The following is a 25,234-nucleotide window of genomic DNA, read 5'->3' as shown; positions in this document are numbered from 1 at the left end:
TCAGGAAATGGATTTTATCCTTACTGTGCTTTCATATCCATTGAAAATTTAAAGATATTCGTTGGATTGACATTTTTGATACTTTTAAAAGTATCATGTTTTACCAATTTTATACAAAAAGATGATTCGCCTAGTATTAGCTGATGATCATAAAATGTTTGCCAAGGGCATAGCTAACCTCTTACAAGATGAAGAGGATATGCAGGTATTGGATATTTTTACCAATGGGCGGGAATTGGTGGACTTCTTGAAAAAGAATGAAGTTGATGTGGTCTTGACGGATATGAATATGCCTGGTCTCGACGGATTGGGAGCCATTCAACAAATCAATAAGGAAAAGATCAAGGTCAAGGTAATTGTACTTTCCATGTACGATGATGAGGATATTTTTAAAAAATGCCAAAAACAAGGTGTTGATGGCTATGTATTGAAAGATGCTGATCCAGATGAGCTGATCTATACCATTAGAGAAGTTGTCGATGGCCATCATGTTATGCATTTTGAGCGAGTACTGAAGCAGGTAGATGAAGATCAGTATTATGATGCCTACAAACAGAAATTTAAGCTTTCGAGAAGAGAATTGCAGATTTTATCTTTGATTAAAGAAGGCCATAATAACCAAGCCATCGCTGATGAACTTTTTTTGAGTGTGTATACGGTTGAGACACATCGTAAGAACATCCACCACAAGCTGGGCGTCAATACTGCGATTGAGCTGATGAAGAAAGCCATTGAAATGAAATTATAGATGACAAAACCTATTAAAACTGGGCTTGTTGGTTTTGGAAGAGTAGCCCAGACCATGCATGCCCCGCTTATCCATCAACAGGGACTTTTGGATCTTACAGCTGTTGTTGAGAGAAATCACTCATATTCCAAAGAAAAATATCCACAGGTCACCGTTTATAAAAGTTTGGAAGAAATGTTGACCTCTTCAGATGTGGAGTTGGTGGTGATCTGTACTCCCAATGAATACCATTATTCCCAAGCCAAAATGGCCTTGGAAGCGGGAAAACATGTGGTAGTAGATAAGCCAATAACCGTTACTTCTACAGATGCTGAGCATTTGGACGAACTGGCAAAAGAAAAGGGGCTTTTATTATCTCCATTCCAAAACAGGAGGTGGGATGGTGATTTCCAAACCGTACAGCAACTGATCGAGGAAGGCACTTTAGGCAGGATTGTACATTTTGAGTCTCATTTTGATCGCTTTAGGCCAGTCCCCAATGACAATTGGCGTGAAAAGGAAGTACCTGGCAGTGGAATACTCTATGATTTGGGCGCTCATCTTATTGATCAGGCATTGTTGCTATTCGGTAAACCGGATTGGGTTTATGCTGAGATTTTGAAGCAACGGGACGGTGTGGCCGCGGATGACTTCTTTGACTTGACCTTGATGTATCCAGGGCTGAAAGTTCGGCTGAGTGCCAGCATCCTGATGAATGCCCCTCTTCCAAAGTTCCTGGTTTTGGGTGACAAAGGTAGTTACAGTAAATATGGCTTGGATGTTCAAGAGGCAGCCTTTAAAGAAGGGATTCTGCCAGGAAGTTCAGGCTGGGGCGTTGAGTCTGAAGAATCCTATGGTAAAGTATTTTTGGAAGGTGAATCATTTGCTTACCCAACACTTGATGGCAATTACTTGGCCTATTATGAGAATATTGCCAAGACCATTCGGGGTGAGGCAAAGTTGGCAGTAAAAGCGAAAGATGCCATCATGACCCTCAAAGTGATAGAGGCGGCTCAAAAGAGCCATGCTGAGGGACTAAGGATAGAACTATAATTATAGCTAATTGAAGAAGGGGTAGGCGAGTGTGTCCCTGACTGTTGTTAAAACCCCTCTTTCTATTTTGCAAAAATCTGACTGGGGTCTTTAAAAGATTTAAACTCCAAAGCATTACCACTTGGATCAAGAAAGAACATGGTGGCCTGCTCTCCCACTTGTCCTTCAAACCTGATTCCTGGTTCAATGATAAAATCCATACCGTTTGCTTTTAGCTTTTCGGCCAAATCATGCCATTCTTCCCATGGCAATACCGCACCAAAATGCCGGACAGGTACTTGCTTTCCATCTACTTCATTGGCCAGTGCCTTGCTCAATTCATCTGGCTTTACATGCGCTGACAGCTGATGTCCAAAAAAGTTAAAATCTATCCATTTGTCCGTACTTCTTCCAATTTCACAACCTAAAACTCCTTGATAGAAGGCTCGGGTATCTTCTATGTTTTTAACGGGAAAAGCTAGATGAAAAGGGTTGTAGTCTGGCATAATTTATAACTTTGGATTCGTTAATTATTTTGACATGAATGTAAGGTATTCTTAGAAAATTATCATGCCTCAAAAGACAGTTTCTTTAGTACTTTCATCTGGTGGAGCCCGAGGCTTGGCCCATATCGGAGTGATCCAGGCCTTGGAAGAGCAGGACTATAAAATCAATGCCATCGCAGGCTGTTCCATGGGGGCTTTGATTGGTGGTCTATATGCCAAGGGTAAATTGGATCTTTACAGAGATTGGATCTGTAATTTGGATCGGATAGATGTTTTTGCTTTGATGGATTTTACTTTGTCCACCCGAGGGTTCATTAAAGGCAACAAGGTTTTTCAGGCGGTGGAGTCCTTGGTAGGGGATGACCTGATCGAGAACTTGCCTATTCCGTTTTCGTGCAACGCCGTAAACATTTTGACAGGGGAAGAGACTACGTTTGATAGTGGGAGCTTATTCCAAGCAATCAGAGCTTCCGCAGCCATTCCTACGGTCATTAAGCCTTATGTCATTGGGGAAGGAGAGTATGTGGATGGAGCGGTTTTGAACCCTATCCCTTTAAGCTTGGCCAAGAACTATAAAAGTGATTTGGTCATTGCTTCGGATGTCAATGCGCCTATTTCCTGTTTGGTGAAAGAAGCACCGGAAGAAAAATCAGCTAAGTCATTTATTACAGTGCCAGCTTGGGTGACAGAGTATAAATCCAAAATGAGCAAATACTTTCCACAGGAAAGGAAAGAAAAGCCCAAAAGTCCCAGTTTTCTGGATTTGATGAACCTATCATTTGAAATGATGCAGGACAGACTTTCTGATTATATTTTGCAGAACCATCCAGTTGATGCTGTGGTCCAAATGTCCAGAAAGCAATGCGGAACATTTGAGTTTTATCGCGCCAAGGAAATCATTGAAACAGGCAGGGAGTTGACCCATGCCACGCTTAAACAATTGAATCTATGAATGTTTCTTCTCTCAATAAGTTGCTAGGAAATATTGATATCTATCTCTTGGATCAAATTCTGAAAGGCAGGTTTACTAAAGACATGCGTATTTTGGATGCTGGCTGTGGAGAGGGAAGGAACCTGATTTACTTGCTCCAAGAAAATTATCAGGTTTTTGGGGTAGATCAGAACCCTAATGCCATTCAGATGGCTCGAACTTATGCCCGTTCTCTGCAGCCTCGATACGACCTGCTGAGATTTCAAGTGGCTCCAGTAGAAGATTTACCCTTTCATCAAGGGGCTTTTCAGGCAATCATCAGTTCTGCTGTTTTGCATTTTGCAAAGAATACTGACCACTTTCACCAGATGTTTGATGAGATGCTTCGTGTTTTGGAGCCAGGGGGAATTTTATTCTTGAGAATGACCACAGGTTTTGGAGAAATGGAAAAAAAATCCGAGATGATAGGGGACGGGGTTTATAACTTGCCGGATGGATCAAGCCGATTTTTATTGACTGAAAAACTTTTGGAAACGGTGGTAGAGCGGCATCAGCTAAGTTATTTGGAAAACCCCAAGTCTGTTTTGGTTCATGGTCAAAGAGCCATGGGGGTTTTCATCTTTAAAAAGGATAAGCGCCATTGAAACATTTCGGCAACCCTTAAAATCTGCAGCACGATTCTAATTATATTTACACAGCATAATTCAATTTAATAGGCATGGATTTACTGTTCATTTTTGATTTGGTCGGAACCTTTTTTTTTGCTGTCTCAGGCGCATTAGCGGTGAAGGATAGGGAGCATGATGTGTTTGGAGCTGGCTTCACAGGTTTTATAACGGCCATCGGAGGGGGAACGCTCAGGGATGTGCTTTTGGATAGTTACCCACTGGTTTGGATCAATGATGTTCGCTATTTGTATGCTATTTTTGGAGGGATCCTTACAGCCATACTTTTCTTTAAAGCCATGTCAAAATTGAGGAAGACCTTGTTCTTGTTTGATACTTTAGGGATTGCCTTGTTTTCTGTATTGGGAGCTGAAAAGGCACTGAGTATGGGAGTGGCTCCTGAAATAGCCGCGATGATGGGAATGTTTTCTGCCGTGATGGGCGGGGTGATTCGGGATATGCTCACCAATGACACCCCTATTTTGATGAGAAAGGAAGTTTATGCCTCAGCCTGTCTGGCGGGAGCGATTCTCTTTATTGTCCTTTTTAATTTTGGAGTGGAAAGAAATGTCAATTTGATCATCTCTTTTCTTTTGGTGGTGGTGATAAGACTGGTTGCTGTGCGTTATAAACTGAGTTGGCCGCAGCTGGACTGGAAGAAATAGTGAATTCCGATGGAAGTTGCTGGAAATTGGATTGTTTTGTGGAATTCCTCTATTAAAAATGTAATTTTGGACTTTCACATTTTCAATCAAAAATCCCAAATATGGCATCGAAAGATTATATCCAGCAAAATCAGGAAAAGTTTCTCAATGAGCTTTTGGACCTACTCAGAATACCATCTGTCAGTGCAGACCCGAAATTCAAAGAAGAGGTGTTCAAGGCGGCTGATTATGTGAAAGAGCGCTTGGTGGAAGCCGGTGCTGATCAAGTAGAGATTTGTCAAACCCCAGGCTACCCAGTGGTGTATGGAGAAAAGATCATTGATGCTTCTTTGCCTACCATTTTGGTGTATGGACATTATGATGTACAGCCTGCTGACCCATATGAACTTTGGGATTCTGCTCCTTTTGAACCGGTAATTAAAAAGACGGAAATGCACCCTGAAGGGGCTATTTTTGCTCGTGGATCAGCGGATGATAAAGGGCAGTTTTACATGCATGTCAAAGCCTTTGAAGCCATGATGGCTGAAGGGGAATTGGCCTGTAATGTGAAGTTTATGATAGAAGGGGAAGAGGAAGTCGGATCAGATAACCTAGAGAACTTTATCAAAGCCAATAAGGAAAAGTTAAAGGCCGATGTGGTTCTTATTTCTGATACCAGCATGATTTCGCTGGATACACCTTCTGTAACTGTTGGTCTGAGAGGACTGGCATATATGCAAGTGGAGGTGACCGGTCCTAATCGTGACCTACACAGTGGGACCTATGGTGGCGCAGTCGCCAATCCTATTAATATCCTGTGTAAGATGATTGCCCAACTACAGGATGAGGACAGAAAAATTACTATTCCTGGTTTTTATGATAAGGTGGAAGAACTTTCAGCTGAGTACAGGAAGAAACTCAATGAAGCCCCTTTTGACCTAGATGATTATAAGCGTAAACTGGATATTAAGTCAGTAGAGGGAGAAGCTGGATTTACCACTTTGGAGCGCACTGGGATCAGGCCTACCTTGGATGTAAATGGTATTTGGGGAGGCTATATAGGTGAAGGAGCCAAAACAGTGCTTCCATCAAAAGCTTATGCTAAAATTTCAATGAGATTGGTTCCCCATCAAAATCATCACGAGATTTCAGAATTGTTCCAAAAGCATTTTGAATCTTTGGCTCCTGACTCGGTAAAAGTGAAAGTCACTCCTCATCATGGAGGTAAGCCAGCTGTAGTTCCTACATCATCAGTGGGATACAAAGCGGCTGAAGCGGCTGTTTCTGCTGTGTTTGGTAAGCAAGCAATCCCGACCCGAGAAGGTGGATCTGTTCCGATTACTTCACTATTCCAGGAAGAGTTAGGGCTTGACCCAATATTGTTAGGTTTTGGCTTGGATACCGATGCGATCCATTCTCCAAATGAACATTATGGGGTGAAGAACTACTTCTTGGGCATTGAAACCATTGTGCAGTTCTTTAAAGAGTTTAAACAACTTTCTAAGTAGCAGTTGAATTAATAAATCATTTATAATTAGGGTAAAGGCATTAAAACTTAATGTTTTTACCCTATTGTTTCGTCTGTTCTGATTATATCTATTAGGGTAATTTGAATGTTTTCAGGAACTTTAGTCTGCATTAATACCTTTTCATACAGATAATTCGTATTGAATATTTATGAATAGCATTAAAACGTCCTTCCCGATTGTCGCTTTGTTGTGTCTTTTGAGTTTTTCAACATTTGCACAATTGATCGAGCCACCAAAGTGGCAAATGTCCCTTTCCAAAGAAGCCCCATTTGTAGGTGATGAAATCGAGCTGATTTTCAAGGCAGAGATTCCGGAAAATTGGTATGTCTACTCCAACGATTTTGATCCGGATTTAGGCCCAATGATTACAGAATTGAGTTTGGAAGGATCTTCTGGTTTTGAAAAAGTTGGAGGACTCACCCCGATCAAGCCAAAGAGAAAGATGGATGAGATCTGGGAAGGTGAGGTAAGCTATTTTACCGGCAAAGCTGAATTTAGACAGAAAGTTAAGATCACAGAGACAGCTGTTAAAATTGTGGGAGTGATGTCCTATCAAATGTGCTCTGATGTTACTGGTCAGTGCGTTCCATATGAAGAAGATTTCAGCAAGAATATCAATGCAGCCATAAAGAACGAAACGAAAACAGTAGAAAAAAAAAATGAAGTTGCCACTTCTGAAGATGTAGATGAGGCAGTTTCTGCTCAAGAAACTGAAAAAAAAAGTGAAGTGATCGCTCCCTCTGTGGAGCAAGAGGTGGATACCGCCCAGACTTCTTTGTCCAATGATGCTGAAGTTCAGGAGAAATCTGCTGACAAGCAGGTGACCGAGGTTCCGGAGGTTGATTTGGATCCGGAGGGAAAGCAAGGAGATGCTACATCGATGCTACCATTTGTTATTGCAGCTTTTTTGGGCGGCTTGGCGGCTTTATTGACTCCCTGTGTGTTTCCAATGATCCCTATGACGGTTACTTTCTTTACGGGAAGGAGCAAGTCGAGGTCACAAGGTATCAGAAATGCTTTTATTTATGGATTGAGCATTATCGTAATTTATACTTTGGCAGGAACTATTGTTGCTGCCATTCAGGGCCCTGAATTTGCCAACTGGCTTTCTACCCATTGGGTTCCCAATCTCTTTTTCTTTCTGGTATTTATTTTCTTTGCTTTGGCCTTTTTGGGTCTTTTTGAAATTACCTTACCCAGCGGCTTGGTCAATAAAATGGATGCCAAAGCGGATAAGGGTGGACTTACAGGGGTTTTCTTTATGGCCTTTACTTTGGTGTTGGTATCATTTTCATGTACGGGGCCTATCGTAGGTTCGATTTTGATCGAATCGGCTGGTGGTGAGATCCTCAAACCAATTATGGGAATGTTTGCCTTCTCTTTGGCCTTTGCGATTCCTTTTACGCTATTTGCAATCTTCCCTGAATGGTTGAACGGGCTTCCAAAGTCTGGTGGATGGTTAAACTCTGTAAAGGTAGTTTTGGGTTTTTTGGAATTGGCTTTGGCCTTCAAATTCCTCAGTACAGCCGATCAGGTTTATCACTGGGGCTTATTAGACCGAGATATTTATATCGCCATCTGGATTGTGATATTCGCCTCAATGGGCTTTTATCTCTTGGGCAAAATTAGGCTGCCGCATGATTCCATTTTGGAAAAGCTTAGCGTGCCTAGACTTTTACTCGCCATCGGTACATTTATCTTTGTGATTTATCTGGTACCGGGTTTATTTGGGGCACCACTCAAATCTTTAAGCGGTTATTTGCCACCGATGTCTACGCACGATTTTAACTTGGAGAAAATGATAAGGGAAACTTCTGGAGGTGGAAGTATAGCCGAGCCAATGACGGAAGAGCCAAAATTCGCTGATTTACTGCATTTACCACATGGTATTCAAGGATATTTTGATTACGATCAAGCTTTGCGCGTGGCTAAAAAGGAAAACAAACCTTTGTTCATTGATTTTACGGGACACGGTTGTGTGAATTGTAGAGAGATGGAAGCAAAAGTTTGGTCACACCCTGAAGTGTTGAGCAGGTTGAAAAATGATTTTGTCATGGTCGCCTTGTATGTGGATGAAAGGACGGAGTTGCCAGAATCAGATTGGTATACCTCAACTTACGATAATAAGGTGAAGAAAACCATAGGAAAACAAAATTCGGATTTTCAAATTACCAAATTCAATAATAATGCGCAGCCTTATTATGTGATTTTGGATCATGAAGAGAAGATGTTGGTCAGGCCTAAGGCTTATGACACAGATCCACAGAATTTTGTTGACTTTTTGGATAAAGCCAAAGCTGCATTTAAACAGTAATGGTTAAATAAAATAGAGAAAGGGTATAGGTTTTTCCAGTACCCTTTTTTTACCCTTAAAAATAATAAGTGACAACCCAGAGTGTTGTACTGGAGATAATTATCCATAGGGCAGCGGCTTGAACAAATGTTCTTATTCCACCTGCAAAAAGTATTTTTTTAGATAGACCACAACCAATGTAGAAGAGGGCCAAGGTCATCGCTGCATGGGCAACTTGGATAAATTGCACCCTGTATTTTTCGACAAATGGAAAATAGGTGTTGGCAACTATGGCCAATAGGAACAGGCCAATGAAATAGGGGATTTTGGTTTTTCCTGGACCTTTTCCGAATACCATTGACGCTACTAAGGTAACTGGGATGATCCAAAGTGCACGTGCGAGTTTGACTGTGGTGGCAGTAGCTAATGCTTGCTCACCGAATTGACTGGCTGCTCCTACCACTGAGCTCGTGTCATGGATGGCGATGGCACACCAGGTACCGAATTGAGTTGGGCTGAGCCCAAGAGCATGGCCGACAACTGGAAAGACAAATAATGCCAAAGAATTAAGAATAAAGACGGTTCCTAGCGCGACAGAAACTTGACTTTTGTTGGCTTTGATGGCTGGGGACACTGCTGCAATGGCACTACCTCCGCAAATGGCCGTGCCCGCAGAGATTAGAAAGGCTATTTTTTTGTCCAGCTTGAAGTGTTTTCCAAGTATCCATCCCAAAATAAGTGTGATAAAGATACTTGCCAGCGTAAGTTGAAAGCCTTGTTTGCCCACGGCAATAGCTTCATCCGCTTTGATGCCAAAGCCTAAACCTACAATGGCAAATTGTAAAAGGTAATCAGTTGTCCTTTGTTTATTATTGGCCATTGGGAATCCAATAAAGTTGGCAAATAATAGTCCTAATAATAGCGCTAAGGGGGCAGAGATGATAGGGAATAGGCAAGAAATGCTTACTAGCCAGAAGAGAATTTCACGAAAGCTAAAAGTACGATCTAGAAAGGATTGTAACTGGATTAAGTTTCTGAAAGCTTGACTGATTTTTTCCATTTCAATAACTCCTGTTTGGGATAATACAAAAATGGGGAACCAAACAGCGTGAAGGAAATTGTTTTTCGGAATGACCGATTACTTCAAGTTATGATGAAGGGCAAATTTCATAAACAAGGAAGAGAGGTTTTCCTTTTCTCCATGAGCTTGAATAAAGAAAAAATGACGTTCAATATGGAGGTTATCCACATCTATAATAATGAATTCGTTTTGTTGAAGTTCTTTCAGAACAGTGAAAATGGAAAGAAAGGCCATAGCGTTGGAATTGACCAGATAGCGCTTTATGCTTTCTGTGCTGCCCAGTTGCATTTCTTTTTTAAGTTGGCTAAGACTGATTCCTTGCCCTTTTAAACTGTGGGAGATAACTTCCAAGGTGCCCGAGCCAGGTTCTCTCAGGAGTAATGGAACATCCAGCAATTCTTCTTTGCTCAGACTTTCTTTATGTTTTAAGGGATGGCTAACTCTTGCAATTAGGACAAGTTCGTCTTTGATGAATTCGGTATACTTAAAGAATGTACTTTTGGAAAATCCTTCAATAATCCCTAGATCAATTTGCTGCTTTTTTAGCAGTTTTTCAATTTGTTCTGTGTTTCCAGTTGTAAGGGTTAATTGAATGTCCTGAAACTTTTCCCTGAAAGAAGCCAAGATTGGAGGCAAGATATATTGAGCCACTGTACTACTTGCACCAATCCTCAACTCTCCTCGATGGGATTGGGCAAAATTATTCATTTCGAATTCTAGGTTCCTGTAGATACCAAGGATTTTTTCAGCGCCTTCATATAGGGCTTTTCCTGCAGGGGTTAGTGAAATTTTGCTTCCCTGTCGGTGGAAGAGCTTGACCTGGTAGTGCGCTTCAATGTTCCGAATATGTTTCGTAACAGCAGGCTGCGTGATGTACAGTTCTTCTGCGGCTTTGGTGAAATTTAGCCTTTTGGCCACCGTGTGAAATACCTGTAATCTAAAGTCCAGCATCGCTTTAAAGTAAAAGAATTTAGTTTTGATCCACTAAATATAATAGTCTTCTTTTTACTTCTTCGTTACTTTTAACTTCATCATGGATTTTATTGGTGTCGATATCAAAAGCATACTTACCAGATCCATCTTGCATGAGTGCGATTGAATTAAGAATCAGTAAAGCTTCATTTCCGTCTGACGAATTGTACAGTGCTTGGAGCATTATTGGAGCTGGATTTTCTAGTTTTAGCAGGCCGAGGAATTCCGCGGCTCTCACTCGGTTGATTTTTTCTGGATCGTTTAGCGCGATACTTTTTATCGTAACCTGCATCTCTTTCGCTTCTTGACCGAAGCTGCTCGCCACGATTAAGGCCCAATATCTTTCCCAAGGGTCAGAAGAATCAAGTGTTTTTGAAATGGAATTTTTTACTTCATCATAATCCTCCAAACTCCAATCTGCAATTTTTATATATTGTTGTATTACCTTTTTATGAGACTTTCCAAACTCAACGGGATCGTTAAAAGCTGAATTGATCAGATAAAATTCCGGATAGAAAGATAAGTCAGGCATGGATGTTTCCCATTCCCTAAGATCTTGACGCAAGGAAAGTAGAATTTTTCTGTAAGCTGGATCTTGCGCTAGGTTGTTGGTTTCGAATGGGTCTTGTTTCACATCAAAAAGCATCTCGGCCGGTCTCGATTTAAAGAAACTAGCTTGGGTTTTATCTAGTTTTCCACCGCGATATAAATCCCACCATTCTTCATAAGCTTTTTGTTGATAGCGGTAATTATTCATCAATCCATCGAAGTTGAAGGGTTGATAATTTCTAATGTATTTGTATTTACCACTTCTTAGGGAGCGTACCAAATCATACTTTTCATCAAAGCGGTCTGCGTAACCAAAAGTTTGTTGTCTTGTAGGGGTAGATTTTTTATTTAGGAAAGGTTTACCATCCATATGTTCAGGAAGTTCTAATCCTGCCAATTTTAGAACTGTAGGGGCAAAATCTACGAAACTCACAAAGTCAGTTACCCTGCTACCTTGTGGATAACTTACCAGGTCAGCATATTTTTCAGGAATGTGGATAACTAATGGAACATGAAGTCCTGTTTCATATAAGTAGCCTTTACTACCTGGCATCACACCACCATGATCCCCGAAATAGAAAATAAATGTATTTTCAAGGAGTCCATCTTTTTCCAATTCATTGATTACTTCCCCTACTTTTTTGTCCATATCCTGAATTTTGGATAGATAACGAGCCCGAGTGTATTTAAAAAGTTCGGTTTGAGGATGGTTTGGCTGCAATCTGCCAGGTTCTGGTAGTTCGTCGAGTGGTGTTTTATCCATTATGTTTTCATCAAAGTGGAGACTCCCTTCATGGGTAATGGCAATGTTAAAAACATGGAAAAACGGTTGTCCTTCTTTTCGGTTTTTGTAAGAAGCCTTATTGGAAGATTCATCCCAGACACCATCATTTTTGATGAAGTTGTAATCCTCTTTTGCATTATTGGTCGTGTAATATCCTGCTTCTCTTAAGTAGGTTGGAAACATTTTGAGTCCATTAGGTAAGGGGACTTTTTGAAGCTTTCGATGAAATTGAACACCAACGCGCGGGGCGTAGCAGCCAGAAATTAGTGTAGACCTTGCAACACTACAAACGGGGGCATTAGAAAAGGCATGGTCAAAGACCAGGCCCGTAGCTGCTAATCGCTCTATATTGGGTGTGGATATCCCATTTGAATCAAATAGAGAAAGGTAATGTTTGGAATTGTCTTCAGAAGTTATCCACACAATGTTGGGCCTCGATTGGCTATAGGCCTCCAAAAAGGATATTGTGACAATGAATAGGATTAAAACGATTCTTCGGAAAAATGAATTCATGAGTTAGAACTTACTATGGGATTATTGTATAATTAAAATGCTTTAAAACTCAATTGATAACCAATTCGGTTGAGAGTTATGTTTTCAGCGAAACTGTTAGAATGAAAATAGGCATTTAACTTCTTTTGCTTATTAATTGTTTGATGAAAGTATCAAATACTTGTTTTTCGGTTAGTTGTCGTGATCGCTCTTGATAGGAGAGTAGAATTGAGCAGCTATTGCAGAAGTTTTTCCATCATTTTTGCAATCCTGTTTGCTTTGGTTTCTTCTTTTTTTGCAGCATAAATCCAATCTATGTAAGCTCTTTGCTCTGATTCTGGAAGTCTATGAAAGTTATCAAGGGCCACTTTGGACTCGTAATCAAAGCACTCTAGAAGTTCATTAGGGATTTTAAGGGGAGTTTCATCCAAATGGAGAATGACCCTAACCTGATCACCGGCCTCTTTTTTAATCTTTTTTCGTATAGCAGCTTTTACAGGAAGAAAAAGCTGGCCATTTCCAAAGGGCATTAATTTATAGTGCTCCAAAGGATAACCATCAATACTGCCCCTGACAGTCACCCAGCCAAAGTGAGTGTGTTTTGCTGGTTTTATCTCAGGGATAATGGTGTAGGTCCAGCCGCCTTTACCAGGGAATTTGCTTAATAGGAATGTTTTATCAACTAGAGGCTTTTTTTCTTGCATGGAATCAATGATAAAGGTCTAGTATAAATTTATCAAATTGACATAGCTTCTACCCTTTCTTTTAGCTTTTTATTCATCAGTTCAAAAGCAGGCAAAGTTTCGTTAAGAAGTTTACTTCTCAGGAGTGGCACCAACAGTCCGGAGAACTTTTCACTGTGGATAAAGTCTGTACCTCCATTTTTATTTTCTACTATATCGAAGCTGTGCTGTCCATCAAAAATCCCTTTGAAGACAAGCTGACCCAGCCAAGAGAAAGAGCGGTTTTTATGGTACTTTATAATTTTGGGTTTGAAAGTCATTCCTTGAAGGTCCACTGTAATTCTTTGACCTAATTGAATCTTGCCCTTTACGCTTTTAATAAAAGGGTTCCATTGTGGATAAGTTTCAAAGTCCATTAAAACATTCCATACTTTTTCAGGTGTGGATTGGATGTGAATGTGTGTTTCTATTTTCATTTTGGATAAGTTTTATTATCCAAAGGTCTATTACTCCGAGCAGGTTTTTCTTGATCTAAATCAAGAATTCAAGTTTTTGCGAATTCTGCTCAGGGTTTCTGGACTCATTCCTAACATAGAAGCAATTTGATGGAGAGGGACTTGGTTAAAAAGTTCTCTATTGTAATCGAAAAGGTGTTGAAACCGCTCCTCGGCGGAAAGGGAAAGAAAACCAAAAACACGATCCTCCAATGTCATAAAACATTTTGCAATGAATATTTTCTCAATTTCATGCCATTTGGGAATGATATCCGGAAGTCGCTGATAGTTGGTTTTGGTGATGGTGAACAGTTCACAATCTGAAATGGCTTGGATATTCTTTCTGGCAGGACCTTGAAATATCAAACACTGTAAATCTGTGACAAAGTCACCAGGTGATGAAATCCATTGTGTAATGTCCTTGGCATTGATATAATCAAATATTCTGAGGTGCCCTGTTTTGATAAAACTTAATTTTGAATCATAGCTTCCGGTTTTAAGATAGTATTCCCCTTTTGAAAGTTTTTCACTAATAAACAACGATGCAAGCGTTTCTAAGTCATTAGCTTTTAAATCAAAGTAAGTCTTAATGTATTGTTGAAGGGTATGCATTGCTATCGGGGTTTTTACTTCAAATGAAGATAATGATTTGTAATATGTTAAGCATTTTTAACAAAACATTTTCCAATGGGGATCAAGTTTGGTTCAGGTTTTGTTAAATAATACATGTAATAAAAAACTGAATCATGAAGAATTTACTTTATTTGTGCCTGTTTGGATTAATTGTTTTGGCCAGTTGTGCCTCAGAAAAGAAAGAAGTACCGACAGGAACTTACTATGGTGTTTTGCCTTGTGCTGATTGTCCTGGAATCAGTTATGAACTGACCTTGGAAAAAGACGCTAGTTATATTGAGAAAATGATTTATCAGGATAGGAGTTCGGAAGTAAGTGAGCATAAAGGAAACTTTGTGATGGGTGCAGATGGTATGATTACGCTCTCAGATAAGCCCACATCGGAAGGCATGAGACAGTTTAAAGTTAATGAGGAAGGTATTTTGATGTTGGATAAATCCGGAAATGTCATAGAAGGTAGTACAGCAGCACTTTATCAACTGCGCTCCAAAAAACCTGAGAATTTTAACATGAAGCTAAAGGAAAAGTCATTTGTTGGGTTCAAAGCAAGTGGGAATGAACCTTTTTGGTCAGTGGAAATGGACTTTCACAAAAATATAACTTTTAAGCCTATGGAGGGTGAACCAATAACCGTTCCTGTTACCAAGCCAGTAAGGCCCCAGGATGTAAATGCGGTAGCATATAGAGCAGAGACCGAAAAGGGGAGTTTGCAGGTTACTATTTTTAAAGCACCCTGTCAAGATACGATGTCAGGAAAAGAATTTGGACATAGAGTGACTGTACGAGTGAAGGTGGGTGATGAACAGGAATATAAAGAATATTCAGGTTGTGGGGATTACCAAGGTGATTATAGGTTAAATGATATTTGGGCCTTGGAAAGCATAAACGGTGAGGTTTTTATGAAGGAAGGAAAGTCACCCAATTTAGAATTTAATTTGATGGAAAACCGGTTCTATGGTTTTGGAGGTTGTAATAGGATAAATGGAAACATCACAGTAGAGAATCAAAAGGTTACTTTCGGGAAAGTGGTTTCCACTCAAATGGCCTGTCCAAATTTGGAGAAGGAAGGTGTTTTTTTAAAAAAGCTGAACGATCAAACTTATGATTTTATAATCAGCGAAGGTCGTTTGACTTTAAGTAATGAAGAAGATGAATTAGTTTTCAAAAAGATTGACTAATAAAACTAAGTAAGAAAAGGTCCTGAGTACATACTCAGGACCTTTTTGTAAATTGGTATTCAAAGCTAGCAGAGTCTAATTGTTGTTATTAAGTTTCAGCCATGATCACCAACTAAGTTTAAAAAGTATTCTAAGATTATGATTTGTTTGTGAGACCTGAGCGGTAAAGTATTTTTCTTAAGTCAAGTTCTTTTAGGCTGGACTGGATGTCAGCGATGATGCCCATTTTGACATTGTCTCCAACGGTCAAGCTGACAAAAATTTCTTTATTACCGATTTCTTCTTTTGCTTTTTCGACAATTTTAGAAAAGTCCTCCAATGAACATAGCTCGCCATTGACGCGTATCTGCTGGTTGGAATTGACTTGGACAGCGATTTGGTCTTTGGTTTTAGTTTCTTTCATTGGGCTCTCACTTGAACAGCTAAAACCAACTGAAAAGATTACGGTTAGGATAAAAATGCCTACAATTCTCATGATTAAAAGGTTTTGTGATGAAATCAATTCAATATACTAAATAAATAGTTGATTAAATAAGTATTTAGTTTGTTTTTGGTCTAAAAACATCAAATTTATTTAACACCTTAATTCTTATGTGGTTCTGATTAAAATTCTAAGTTTATACAAACTAACATCAGGATTATGCGCTTCTGTTTTTTAAAGTTATTACTTGGTCTTTGTTTTTTATTATCCTGTACTCCTAATACAAAAGAGGAAGCAGGAAGCAGCAAGGTTTGGTATAAAGGAAACCTTCATACGCACTCCTATTGGAGTGATGGAGATGATTATCCGGAAATGATTATGGACTGGTATAAGTCGCATGGCTATGATTTTGCGGTACTTTCCGATCATAATACGTTAGCAGAAGGAGAGAGATGGAAATTGATACCTAAGTCACCCACTCATGAAATGGCGTTTGAGAAGTACTTCAAAAAGTATGGAGATGAGTGGGTAGAATATCGTGAAGATAGTGCCGGAAGAATAGAAGTAAAGTTAAAAACCTTAGAAGAATACCGGCAGATGTTTGAAGAGGAGGGAGAGTTTCTGATTGTACAATCTGAAGAAATCAGCGATAGCTTCGACAAGAAGCCTTTACATATGAATGTCACCAATATCCAGCATGTCTTGCAGCCTCAAGGTGGCAGTTCCGTATCTGACGTGTTGCAGCGGAATTTAGATAAAGTGAAAGCGCAAAGAGATTCTATAGGCCAGCCCATGTTTATGCACATCAACCATCCTAACTTTATCTGGGCCATCACTCCAGAGGATATTATGGATTTAAATGGAGAGAGGTTTTTTGAGGTGTATAATGGACACCCTATGGTGAATAATTATGGTGATTCATTGCGACCAAGTATGGAGGTGCTTTGGGATATGGTACAAGTAGCTTATTTGAAAGATGAAAAGCCTTTGATTTATGGCTTGGCAGTGGATGATGCGCATAATTATCATGTTTTCAATGGAAGCAACAGTAACCCAGGTAGGGGCTGGGTAATGGTCCGGGCCGATGAACTAAGCCCAGATGCTTTGGTGGAGGCCATGGAGAGAGGTGATTTTTACGCCAGTACCGGAGTGGTATTGGAGGATATAGTTTTTAAAAATGGGAAATTGGAGGTTTTCATTCAGAAAGAAGAAGGGGTTTCCTATACCGTTCAGTTTTTTGGAACAAAAAAGTCGGATCCAGAGAAGTCCGGTATATTGCTGAAAGAGGAAAATGGTTTGCAAGCCAGTTATACTTTACAAGCTGATGACTTGTATGTAAGGGCTAAAATAGTTTCTTCTAAACCTAAAGAAAACCCCTATCAAGTTGGAGATGTGGAAACAGCTTGGACACAACCTGTCATGGAATAAAGATAGTATTTGACTAAGTGGCTTTTATCAATCGGAGAGCTTCTTTTTTGCTCAAATTTGCCAATGCTGTGTTATCCACAAATTGCTGTACCCATGCAGGGTCGGTTTTGCTATACTGTCTCAAAATCCAGCCAATGGCCTTGTTGATAAAGAACTCCTTCGACCCAAGAAGGGAATGGATGCTGTGCGAAAGCAGTTTGGTATCCAGGTTGTTTTTATAATTGAGCTGGAAAATCAATGCGCACCTTTGAAGCCATATATTTCCTGAGTCCAACCACTTATCCACATAGAATTGGGTCTGTTCAGGGAAGACAGAAAAGTATTTGCCCAGTAATTTCACTGCGATAAAATCCACCGTGTCCCACCATGATTTGTGGATAACCATGTACTCAAAGAGGTCAATATCTGCTTTTTCTACCTTTTTGATGTATTTTCCGACAAGCTCTTGCGCAAAAAGTTGAAACTCTCTTTCTGGTTTGTTCCAAAGGATTTCAACCAGTTCTGGAATGTCTTCTTTTTTGGGGAGGGTTGATTTCTCTAGAAATGGCTTTTGAATATTTCGTCTTAACGGGGTCTTTAATCCTAAAAATTCAAAATGATCTTTCATATAAGCTTTTTGTCCACGGGCAATTACCCCATTGGCATGGCGCTTAAATTCGTCTTCTAAAGTTCTAATATAGGCTTGCATCAAGGAAAGATAAATAAAATATCAATCCATATAGGCTTCGTTATCTCCTTTATTTCTAAGGTCTACTCCACCCTGCAAGATAGAATTGAGATTGGCCAGATAGAATGTCCAACCTGTTTTACAACCAACATGGAAGTTCTCTTCAGTGGCATCAAAGTGTGGGATATCCTCTTGGGTTAGCTCAATAATGGACTTACCTTCATCTGCTTTGATTTTTACACTCACGACACCAACCTTACCAAATCTGAATTTCAGAAAATCTGTTCCATTTATTTCCAATATCTCTCCTTTCTCCATGACTTCATCAGGATAGCCATGCCAAAGCCACTGGTAATGATCACCTACTTTTATGGTCTCATCAGGTTTTCTTTGTTGTCCAAGTGGATTGTGAAATACAGCTGATCTTAAAAACCAACTTTCAATTTTGGATGGAATGGTCCATGCCTCATAGATGGCCTTCACATCCGATTTGATCGGGGTTTTTATGGTAAATTTGCTCCAGTCGAATTTTTGATTGGCCATAATAATTAAATTTAAATGTTATAATCTCCTTTAGCATCCAATGCTTGACGTACATGAGCCAAGTGGTGATTGCAATGCCATGCATAGATACCAATCGTCTCTGCAAGATTGATTTCCCGACGCTGCTGCGGATGATAGAAAGTCCTTTTCAACTGTTCTTTGGACAAACTTTTGAGCAATTTTACCCATCTATGATGAAGCCCCTCCAGCAATTTCAAAGAATAAGTAATATCATCTTCTAATGAATCTTCAAGCTCGGCCCACTTTGCCTCGTGGTAAGGTTTGATGGATGGAGTGTCCTCAGTGAGGGCTAGTTTGAATCGAATAATACTATTAAGATGGCTGTCGCCGCAATGATGTACAACTTGCTTGATGGACCAGCCTTCTGGTCTATATTTCCAATTGAGCTCTTCTGAACCTAATTTTTCGGTGAGGTCTTTCATTCTAATCGGAAAGCTACTTATAGCTTCGATCCATGTTTGGATTAGTTGATCATCGATGTTTTTGGGCTCATAAAATGGCCCGATGGGATACTTGAGTTTTTCTAATTCTTCTGTGGTCATCTTAGTGGGGTTTATTTGTTTGTTTTTTGTAAATACCATTGAATGCTGTTTGCAAGACGTTCTGGTCTTTATCAAGAACTTCCCAAATCTGGTTTACGGTATTATCTGAATTTAGCGTCCAGGTAATTCTGTTAATGATAGTTTGGCCTTGGCCATTCCGATCAGGGCTGCTTTTAAGTATCATTTTGTTAGGTTGGGCTTTTCCCTTAAGCTGGAGGTTATTGCCTTGATTATCTACCCAAATTTGATTCCAAGAATCATCTGAGGGATCATAAAAATTGTAACTCCTTCCAGTTACACCACTAGTTCCTGTCCACTGTTCTTGGATGAGGCAGCCATTTTCCAACTTAACTATGATATTTTCTCCAACTTTCTTCCCTGAAGGATCAAAAACATCCCAGCTTCCAAGCCAAAAATCAAACTGTTGATGCTCCTCAGAGCAACAAGAGCAATCTTGGGATTGAGCCAAAGATAGCTGGCAGATCATCACTGAAAGCAATAATATAAAAAGGTGCTTTATCATAAATTGATGATTTGGATCTAATCATCAATTTAACTAAAATATGACTCAGGAGAAAATTGGAGACACTTTACGTCCTCCTATTATCTGAATGGATTTTCCAAGTAATTGTAAGGGTGATTATAAGTTAGAACTCTTTTCCACATTAATCTCATCACCTGATCTATACCAACCATTTTTAAAGTCTCCATCACAAGCCAAGAGTAGTTCGGATTTCAAATGAGCAAGTTTATCCGGATACTGTTCAGACAAGTCCTGAGTTTCTTTGTAATCATCAGGAAGGTAAAACAGTTCAAAGGTATCTTTTTGTATAAAATACCTTATTTTCCATCCCTCCTTTGTGATAAGGGTAGGTCCCTCAAAGGAAGAATGAACTATATACTTGTGTTTTTTCTGCTGATCTTTTCCTAAAAGAGTGGGTAAAAAGGAAACTCCATCTGTAGTGAATTTTTCTTCAAAACCGACTATTGCGGCTAATGTAGGAAGAAAATCGTAGTTGGTGACTAAAAGATCTGAACTGCTTCCAGGCTTTATTTTTCCGGGCCAGTTTACGATCAAAGGCACTTCCAATCCTCCTTGCAAGTTACTTCTTTTCATTCCAGCCCTACCATCATTTCCGTCAAATATATCACCTGCCAGCTCACTGTAATATTTATGATCAAGGTTGTCAAAGCGTTCACCCGTTTCCATATTTGTGTAGGGTTTGAGGACTCTATCCTGTTGTGTATAATAGATTTCGTGGCCATTATCTGAAGTAAAAATAACCATGGTGTTTTCCGCAATCCCCTGTTTCTCCAGTTCAGCCATGATCTGGCCTACATTGTCATCCAAAAGTTTGACCATTGAGGCATACTCTTTTTCGATTTGGGTGAGCTCATCTATTTTGGCAATCTCTGGATGTACTTTGGGAATAGCCACTGGACCATGTGGCAATTGTGTTGGAAAGTACAAGAAGAAAGGATTCTCCCTATTTGATCTGATAAACGCTAAAACATTCTCCATGAAAAGATTTTGGGAATACGTTTCCTTCCCTGTCATGTCCCATCTTTCTTGATAGGCAGCAGGTGTTTCCATCTCTATACTTTTGCCACAATCCAGTCTTGTGTTGCCAGGTATTTGTATCATTTGGCCATCTTCAAAAAGAAAAGGAGGGTAAAATCCATGGGCCCTATTATGGTCAAGGTATCCTAGGTAATGATCCCAACCATGTCTTTTCATTTGATGATGTGAGGCCGAGAAACCCCATTCCAGTTTCCCGAACTGAGCAGTTTTATAACCTGCTTTTTGAGCAATCTGGCCAAGGAAAGTTTGATCTGATGGAATAGGGCTCAATCCCTGATTGATCATGTTTTCAATTTCCTCGTGTGTGTATTTTCCCGTACTGATGTTTTTGTAAAGCTGTCCTCTGCTCACTTCAAAAGCCTCCTCGTGACAGTCATGCAGTCCTGATATCAAGGCTGCCCTAGCCGGAGCACATAACATACTTCCGGTGGCATTGGTAAATCTTATTCCCTCTTTGGCTAATTGATCTATATGGGGAGTGCTGATATACTTCTGACCTTCATGGCTCAATAATCCTTTCCCCAAATCATCGGCGTAAATGAGGATTATATTAGGATGTTTTTCCTTTTCCGGTAAATTATTGAATCCAACAAGGAATAATACTATGATTTTAACTACAAAAATGAAAATAAGAGATTTTTTAGCCATGATCAAATTTAGACCATATGCCCCAAAAATCAAATATTTCCAAAGTTAATTCTTGTGAATATGAAGCATTTAGACTTTTGCCCAATGCGAATTCCAGAGATATACGCACATGGGTCCTTTACTCTTTATAATCTCAACTAAAGCATCATTTTTTGCTGTAACTTTTTGAAAGTGAATTTAGGCAAGGGCTGATGTCAAAATACATACCTTCCAGTCCAATGTCATTATTGGCTACTTTCAAGTAATCAAAATGCTCGGTTAAACTTTGAGGTCCTTCAAATTTAAAACCAAGGACATCTATTAAATCATACTCATGGGATGTATCGATCACATAGAAAGCGGTCTTTTTCGAAGCTCCATCTCCAGAGCTTAACAGTGCATCAAAAACCGTTTCCATCTGAATTATTTTGGCTTGAAAATTCGAAGAATCTCCTAAATTTTCGTATGCATAAAGCTGGTAATTCATTACCGTCAGGTCAAAAGGGTTTTCTGCCAAAATAGAATCTCCATATTGGATGATTTTCTTCAGATCTGTATGATTGTGTTCGGTCTTCTGAAGTACAGTTTCCAAGCTATCTTTGTATTTGGGGATGCCATAGGGTGAATAGTCTTCGTGGAATACAAACCCATAGTACAAATGCCTTTTTTCTTCAAGGCTCATAGTGCTATCAGCCTTCAAAAATCTTGTCATTAACTTTGGAAAATGGAAATCAGAATGATCATCATTGATGTGCGTTCTGATTTGCTCATAGTCCGGCTTTTCAAACTCCCAATATTGGGAATAGGCAAAATGAGCCATAAGGCTTAATATACAAAGTAGGCCAATCTTCTTCATCAAAACTTAAAAATCTAATAATGTGTCAAACCTGTTTCACTAGAGCTACCTCAAGTAATTTGAATAATGGAATAGTTGAAAAATAACATCAAACTTGGTAAATCAATTCCATTTTTTGGTAAATGTTCTATCAATAAGGGCTCATGAACAGTAAGTTCAAAAAAAATTGACATTAAAAAAAGCCAATGGGATAAAGCTCCTAAGAATTTTAACCCATTGGCTAATCAACTGATTAAGTTTTAAAAAGCTCTTTCTTTCAAGTGGTCATCCAAATCAATGGCTTTGACTCCTGACTCAAGCCATTCTGGTGCTGGTTTGCCCTTTAGGTGATGGTCAAAGAATTCCATCATACGGACACTGTAGTCCTTTCTGTTTTCCAATTTGGCAATACCGTGATTTTCACCTTTGTACTGCACCATCACGACGGGTTTTTGTAACCTTCTCAGTGCATTATAGTATTCTAATCCCTGGGTGAAGTCCACTGCACCATCTTTGTCATTGTGCAACATCAATAGCGGAGTATTAACGTCCTTGACATGGTAAATGGGGCTGTTTCGCTCATAAGATTCCCAGTTTTCCCAAGGACCACCAGTAAATCTTCCCTGAGATGATTCGAAGATGGCCATATTACCATTACCGGAGTTCCAATAAATCAGGTCATACATGGAAATCATATTGGTAAGGGCTGCCCCCGCTGCTGCTGCCTTGAACATGTCTGTTTGGGTAACCAAGAAAGCAGTTTGGTAACCACCCCAAGAGTGTCCATGTATACCGATGTTTTCCTCGTCGATTATGCCTGTTTCAATGGCGGCTTTGACGGCAGGGATCACACACCAAACGGCGGACATGCCTGGATCGTCCAGCGTATAAGTGATGTCCGGCATAAATACTGCGTAACCATTACTCGTGTACACATTAGGGTTCCATCCTGTTCTGCCAAAATCAGGAGAAGTCCAGTTATGTAGGCCAGAAGAAAGCTTTTCATAATAGTACACCATGGTTGGGTATTTCTTGCCTTCTTCATAATCGGCAGGAAGGAACAAGGCTCCCTGGAGTTTAACCCCTTTGTCAGAAACATAATCCACCAGTTTCACGCCAGAAGACCAAGTATATTCTTCTAGTTTCTTGGGATCATCAGTTATCTTTTCAGGGTTTTCAAAGGAAGCATTGGTCAAGAAATAAGCAGGCGGTGTATTATAGGTTTCTTTAGAGTATATAAATGCATCAGCAGCTTTTGCTTTTGTGAACTGACCAATCATGGCATCTTCCCAAACCAATACTTTTGGTCCAGGTTTTAGGCCTGACTTGCTACCTTCCAAGCTAATGACACCACTTTTCTTTGTCCATTCACCATATGCTCTGAAATATTGCTTTTTGCTAAGGTCTATTCCTTTTTCATCTGGGTAAATTCCAAATCTTCCTTGATAGCGCGTTTGGGTACTTTCACCATTAACGGTCAAGTTCAAGGCCTTTTTCTTTTTATTAACGGGTACCTGCCAAATGTCCCATTCAGTTTTTAACAAGACATATTTACTTTCACTGTCCCAACCAATAGGATAGTTCATTGGCTTAGTGACATTGTGGTCATCATCCGTATTAACAAATGTAGTTTCCATGTCAGCGGTAAGGTTAATTTCTTCCTTTGTGATCAGGTCATAAACAAAGAAATCCCCGTCTACTGCAAACAAAAATTTGGTACCATCAGGAGAGGCCTTAGGAGTGCTGGCTCCTGAAGGGATGTAAAACTTTTCTTTCCAAAGAGTTTTTTCTCCACTTTCAATATCGATAATGTAAAAATCCCTATAACTTTTTCCGGTCAGGTTGCTTTGAAGCTCATAAGGTTTAGCATCAGACGCAATGGCAAAATGCTGCTTTGGCAGTACCATAAAATCGGAAAGGGTACTGTCTTGAAGCGTTGTATGTTTTTTGTTTTCCGTATTGTAAACTGCGTAAAGGCTCTTTCTCTTTTCACTGCTTTCCAACTTTTCCTGTCTTGATTGCAATTGATCATCTTTCCAATGCCAAATGGTCATATTAGGTTTATCGGCATTGTTAGGCTGTTTTTTAGGGGTGGCATTTGCTCTTTCTATTTTGGATAATGCTTTTTTCAGATCGGCCATTGATTTAATGGTCGTGTCAGCTCTTAATGAAGCAATTTTTTCAGTTTCCAGCGCTTTTAAAGAATCCTTGTTTACCTCAGGCTTCTTCTCTTCAGGCTTTTTGGCCAACTCTAAATCATGGATACCATAAAATAATTGACTAAGGTCATCAGACCAGCTTGGCCTTTGGTTCGGGCTAATGGTGTATTTGTCGGGAAAGCTAATGCTGTCTTCTTTGGGGTTGTAGACAATTACTTCTGGAGAGGAAAGATTCTTAACACCTATCACAGCACCTAGCTCTTGCTTGTACTTTTTATCCTTTGTCATTTTGAGTGCAGCGAAACCATCTCCTTCTTCTGTCCAATGGATAGATTTGAAGCTTGCTTCATCACTTTCAAGTACATGAGTACGGTTGTTGTCAACATCAAACAAGTAAATGCCATTACCAGACTGATTGGCTGCATCGACTGTGTAGCTCAGGTATTTTCCAGATTTGTTGAAGGAAAACTCCAAAACGTTACCAATATTTTGTTTGGTGTCATTTTCCAAATGGTAGATCAGCAAATCAGAACCTTTGCCACTGCCTCCTTCTTTCCTGAGGTTAATGGCCAAAATTGAACTTGCGTCATTGTTAAAGGTAAAGCTTTGTACTTTTTCAAAGACCACTTTCTTGTCTTCCTTAAGGTCAAGCAAAATAAGCTTATTGAATAGCTTTTTTGCTTTGGATTTATCTTTCTTGTCCTTGAAATTGGGATATTCTATAAACGCAAGCCATCTGCTATTTTCAGAAAAGTCCATTCTGGGCCTGCTAGTATCGCCAATTGGGTATGTTTTTTTGTTCTTGGTATCATCAGTGGCTTCAAGGATCAGTTTGCCATCACCTTCGACTTCTTTGAGGGTGTATGAAAACCATTTTCCATCTGGTGAAACTTGTCCGCTGCCGGTGACCAAAGCTTCCCAATTGGAAATTTCTTCCCAAGAAATGGGTTTTCGTTCTTTAGAAGGTGTTTCTTTTTCTTCCTGTGCAAAAGCGTGCATGCACATCAATACACAAAGGAGAAACAGTGAAAAACGTTTGTTCATGAAATTGTAATTTATGGGGTTCATATTCTTTTCTACTTTTGAAGTCAAAATCCCTGAATGGCAAGTTTATTAATGGCTGACCTAAACCATTAAATTTAGGGCTTTAAATGATGGCAGCATCAATATAATTATAAGAACGGTTCAATAAATTGAAAGTAGGCCAAGAGATTGG

General features: G+C 39.6%; 24 protein-coding genes. 9 read left to right on the top strand and 15 right to left on the bottom strand.

The window, feature by feature from the left end:
• The first annotated feature begins 121 nt into the window (after positions 1 to 121).
• Positions 122 to 748 carry a response regulator transcription factor gene (locus JL001_RS05260; RefSeq protein ID WP_200975097.1) on the top strand — a complete coding sequence of 209 codons (627 nt, stop codon included), beginning with the start codon at positions 122 to 124 and terminating at the stop codon, positions 746 to 748.
• Positions 749 to 1,780, top strand: a complete 1,032-nt coding sequence (locus JL001_RS05255) for an oxidoreductase (RefSeq protein ID WP_200975096.1) — start codon at positions 749 to 751, stop codon at positions 1,778 to 1,780. It abuts the gene before it with no gap.
• 62 nt (positions 1,781 to 1,842) lie between these two features.
• Here JL001_RS05255 and JL001_RS05250 read toward each other — a convergent pair whose 3' ends face one another.
• Positions 1,843 to 2,265 (bottom strand): VOC family protein, encoded by a 423-nt coding sequence (locus JL001_RS05250; protein WP_200975095.1) that lies wholly within the window; start codon positions 2,263 to 2,265, stop codon positions 1,843 to 1,845.
• A 64-nt stretch (positions 2,266 to 2,329) separates the two neighbouring features.
• Between JL001_RS05250 and JL001_RS05245 the strand changes: the two genes are divergently transcribed.
• From JL001_RS05245 to JL001_RS05225, 5 genes are all read left to right on the top strand, one after another.
• The gene (locus JL001_RS05245) at positions 2,330 to 3,217 is read left to right on the top strand and encodes a patatin-like phospholipase family protein (protein WP_200975094.1); all 888 of its coding nucleotides are present in this window, start codon (positions 2,330 to 2,332) and stop codon (positions 3,215 to 3,217) included.
• The gene (locus JL001_RS05240; protein ID WP_200975093.1) at positions 3,214 to 3,840 is read left to right on the top strand and encodes a bifunctional 2-polyprenyl-6-hydroxyphenol methylase/3-demethylubiquinol 3-O-methyltransferase UbiG; all 627 of its coding nucleotides are present in this window, start codon (positions 3,214 to 3,216) and stop codon (positions 3,838 to 3,840) included. The genes JL001_RS05245 and JL001_RS05240 overlap by 4 nt, the downstream gene beginning before the upstream one ends.
• Positions 3,841 to 3,914: 74 nt before the next feature.
• The gene (locus tag JL001_RS05235) at positions 3,915 to 4,526 is read left to right on the top strand and encodes a trimeric intracellular cation channel family protein (RefSeq protein WP_192009615.1); all 612 of its coding nucleotides are present in this window, start codon (positions 3,915 to 3,917) and stop codon (positions 4,524 to 4,526) included.
• A gap of 101 nt (positions 4,527 to 4,627) precedes the next feature.
• Positions 4,628 to 6,013, top strand: a complete 1,386-nt coding sequence (locus JL001_RS05230; protein WP_200975092.1) for a dipeptidase — start codon at positions 4,628 to 4,630, stop codon at positions 6,011 to 6,013.
• A 169-nt stretch (positions 6,014 to 6,182) separates the two neighbouring features.
• Positions 6,183 to 8,348, top strand: a complete 2,166-nt coding sequence (locus tag JL001_RS05225) for a cytochrome c biogenesis protein CcdA (protein WP_200975091.1) — start codon at positions 6,183 to 6,185, stop codon at positions 8,346 to 8,348.
• Between the two features lie 55 nt (positions 8,349 to 8,403).
• On the opposite strand, the gene JL001_RS05220 is transcribed toward JL001_RS05225, so the two are convergent.
• From JL001_RS05220 to JL001_RS05195, 6 genes are all read right to left on the bottom strand, one after another.
• On the bottom strand, positions 8,404 to 9,387 hold the full coding sequence (locus JL001_RS05220; RefSeq protein ID WP_200975090.1) for a YeiH family protein: 984 nt from the start codon (positions 9,385 to 9,387) through the stop codon (positions 8,404 to 8,406).
• A gap of 78 nt (positions 9,388 to 9,465) precedes the next feature.
• Positions 9,466 to 10,359: a LysR family transcriptional regulator gene (locus tag JL001_RS05215; RefSeq protein ID WP_200975089.1), complete on the bottom strand. Its 894-nt coding sequence runs from the start codon at positions 10,357 to 10,359 to the stop codon at positions 9,466 to 9,468.
• Positions 10,360 to 10,378: 19 nt separating this feature from the next.
• On the bottom strand, positions 10,379 to 12,226 hold the full coding sequence (locus JL001_RS05210) for a sulfatase (RefSeq protein ID WP_200975088.1): 1,848 nt from the start codon (positions 12,224 to 12,226) through the stop codon (positions 10,379 to 10,381).
• 215 nt (positions 12,227 to 12,441) lie between these two features.
• Positions 12,442 to 12,909: a YdeI/OmpD-associated family protein gene (locus JL001_RS05205; protein WP_200975087.1), complete on the bottom strand. Its 468-nt coding sequence runs from the start codon at positions 12,907 to 12,909 to the stop codon at positions 12,442 to 12,444.
• 32 nt (positions 12,910 to 12,941) lie between these two features.
• Positions 12,942 to 13,364, bottom strand: coding sequence for an SRPBCC domain-containing protein (locus JL001_RS05200; protein ID WP_200975086.1), 423 nt, complete (start codon positions 13,362 to 13,364; stop codon positions 12,942 to 12,944).
• Positions 13,365 to 13,424: 60 nt separating this feature from the next.
• Positions 13,425 to 13,994, bottom strand: coding sequence for a Crp/Fnr family transcriptional regulator (locus JL001_RS05195; protein ID WP_200975085.1), 570 nt, complete (start codon positions 13,992 to 13,994; stop codon positions 13,425 to 13,427).
• Between the two features lie 134 nt (positions 13,995 to 14,128).
• On the opposite strand from JL001_RS05195, the gene JL001_RS05190 reads away from it, so the two are divergent.
• Positions 14,129 to 15,193 (top strand): copper resistance protein NlpE N-terminal domain-containing protein, encoded by a 1,065-nt coding sequence (locus tag JL001_RS05190; RefSeq protein ID WP_200975084.1) that lies wholly within the window; start codon positions 14,129 to 14,131, stop codon positions 15,191 to 15,193.
• A gap of 136 nt (positions 15,194 to 15,329) precedes the next feature.
• Here JL001_RS05190 and JL001_RS05185 read toward each other — a convergent pair whose 3' ends face one another.
• On the bottom strand, positions 15,330 to 15,596 hold the full coding sequence (locus JL001_RS05185; protein WP_200975083.1) for a hypothetical protein: 267 nt from the start codon (positions 15,594 to 15,596) through the stop codon (positions 15,330 to 15,332).
• A gap of 237 nt (positions 15,597 to 15,833) precedes the next feature.
• On the opposite strand from JL001_RS05185, the gene JL001_RS05180 reads away from it, so the two are divergent.
• Entirely contained in the window at positions 15,834 to 17,042 is a 1,209-nt protein-coding gene (locus JL001_RS05180; protein ID WP_200975082.1) for a histidinol-phosphatase, read from the top strand.
• Between the two features lie 13 nt (positions 17,043 to 17,055).
• On the opposite strand, the gene JL001_RS05175 is transcribed toward JL001_RS05180, so the two are convergent.
• The 7 genes from JL001_RS05175 to JL001_RS05145 form a co-directional block, all read right to left on the bottom strand.
• Complete coding sequence (locus JL001_RS05175) at positions 17,056 to 17,730, bottom strand: DNA alkylation repair protein (protein WP_200975081.1); 675 nt, start codon at positions 17,728 to 17,730, stop codon at positions 17,056 to 17,058.
• Between the two features lie 21 nt (positions 17,731 to 17,751).
• Complete coding sequence (locus tag JL001_RS05170) at positions 17,752 to 18,252, bottom strand: SRPBCC domain-containing protein (RefSeq protein WP_200975080.1); 501 nt, start codon at positions 18,250 to 18,252, stop codon at positions 17,752 to 17,754.
• A gap of 11 nt (positions 18,253 to 18,263) precedes the next feature.
• Positions 18,264 to 18,815 carry a YfiT family bacillithiol transferase gene (locus JL001_RS05165; RefSeq protein WP_200975079.1) on the bottom strand — a complete coding sequence of 184 codons (552 nt, stop codon included), beginning with the start codon at positions 18,813 to 18,815 and terminating at the stop codon, positions 18,264 to 18,266.
• Position 18,816: 1 nt separating this feature from the next.
• Complete coding sequence (locus JL001_RS05160) at positions 18,817 to 19,338, bottom strand: hypothetical protein (RefSeq protein ID WP_200975078.1); 522 nt, start codon at positions 19,336 to 19,338, stop codon at positions 18,817 to 18,819.
• 117 nt (positions 19,339 to 19,455) lie between these two features.
• Complete coding sequence (locus tag JL001_RS05155; protein WP_200975077.1) at positions 19,456 to 21,045, bottom strand: arylsulfatase; 1,590 nt, start codon at positions 21,043 to 21,045, stop codon at positions 19,456 to 19,458.
• A gap of 145 nt (positions 21,046 to 21,190) precedes the next feature.
• Positions 21,191 to 21,880 (bottom strand): DUF4919 domain-containing protein, encoded by a 690-nt coding sequence (locus tag JL001_RS05150; protein WP_236252961.1) that lies wholly within the window; start codon positions 21,878 to 21,880, stop codon positions 21,191 to 21,193.
• Between the two features lie 239 nt (positions 21,881 to 22,119).
• Entirely contained in the window at positions 22,120 to 25,062 is a 2,943-nt protein-coding gene (locus tag JL001_RS05145; protein WP_200975075.1) for a S9 family peptidase, read from the bottom strand.
• Positions 25,063 to 25,234 lie beyond the last annotated feature (172 nt).

Origin of the sequence: Echinicola sp. 20G (assembly GCF_015533855.1) — a bacterium.
In the GTDB taxonomy this organism is placed as follows: domain Bacteria; phylum Bacteroidota; class Bacteroidia; order Cytophagales; family Cyclobacteriaceae; genus Echinicola.
Note: the sequence above shows the minus strand (reverse complement) of the source record. Positions and strands in the feature narration are given on the sequence as shown.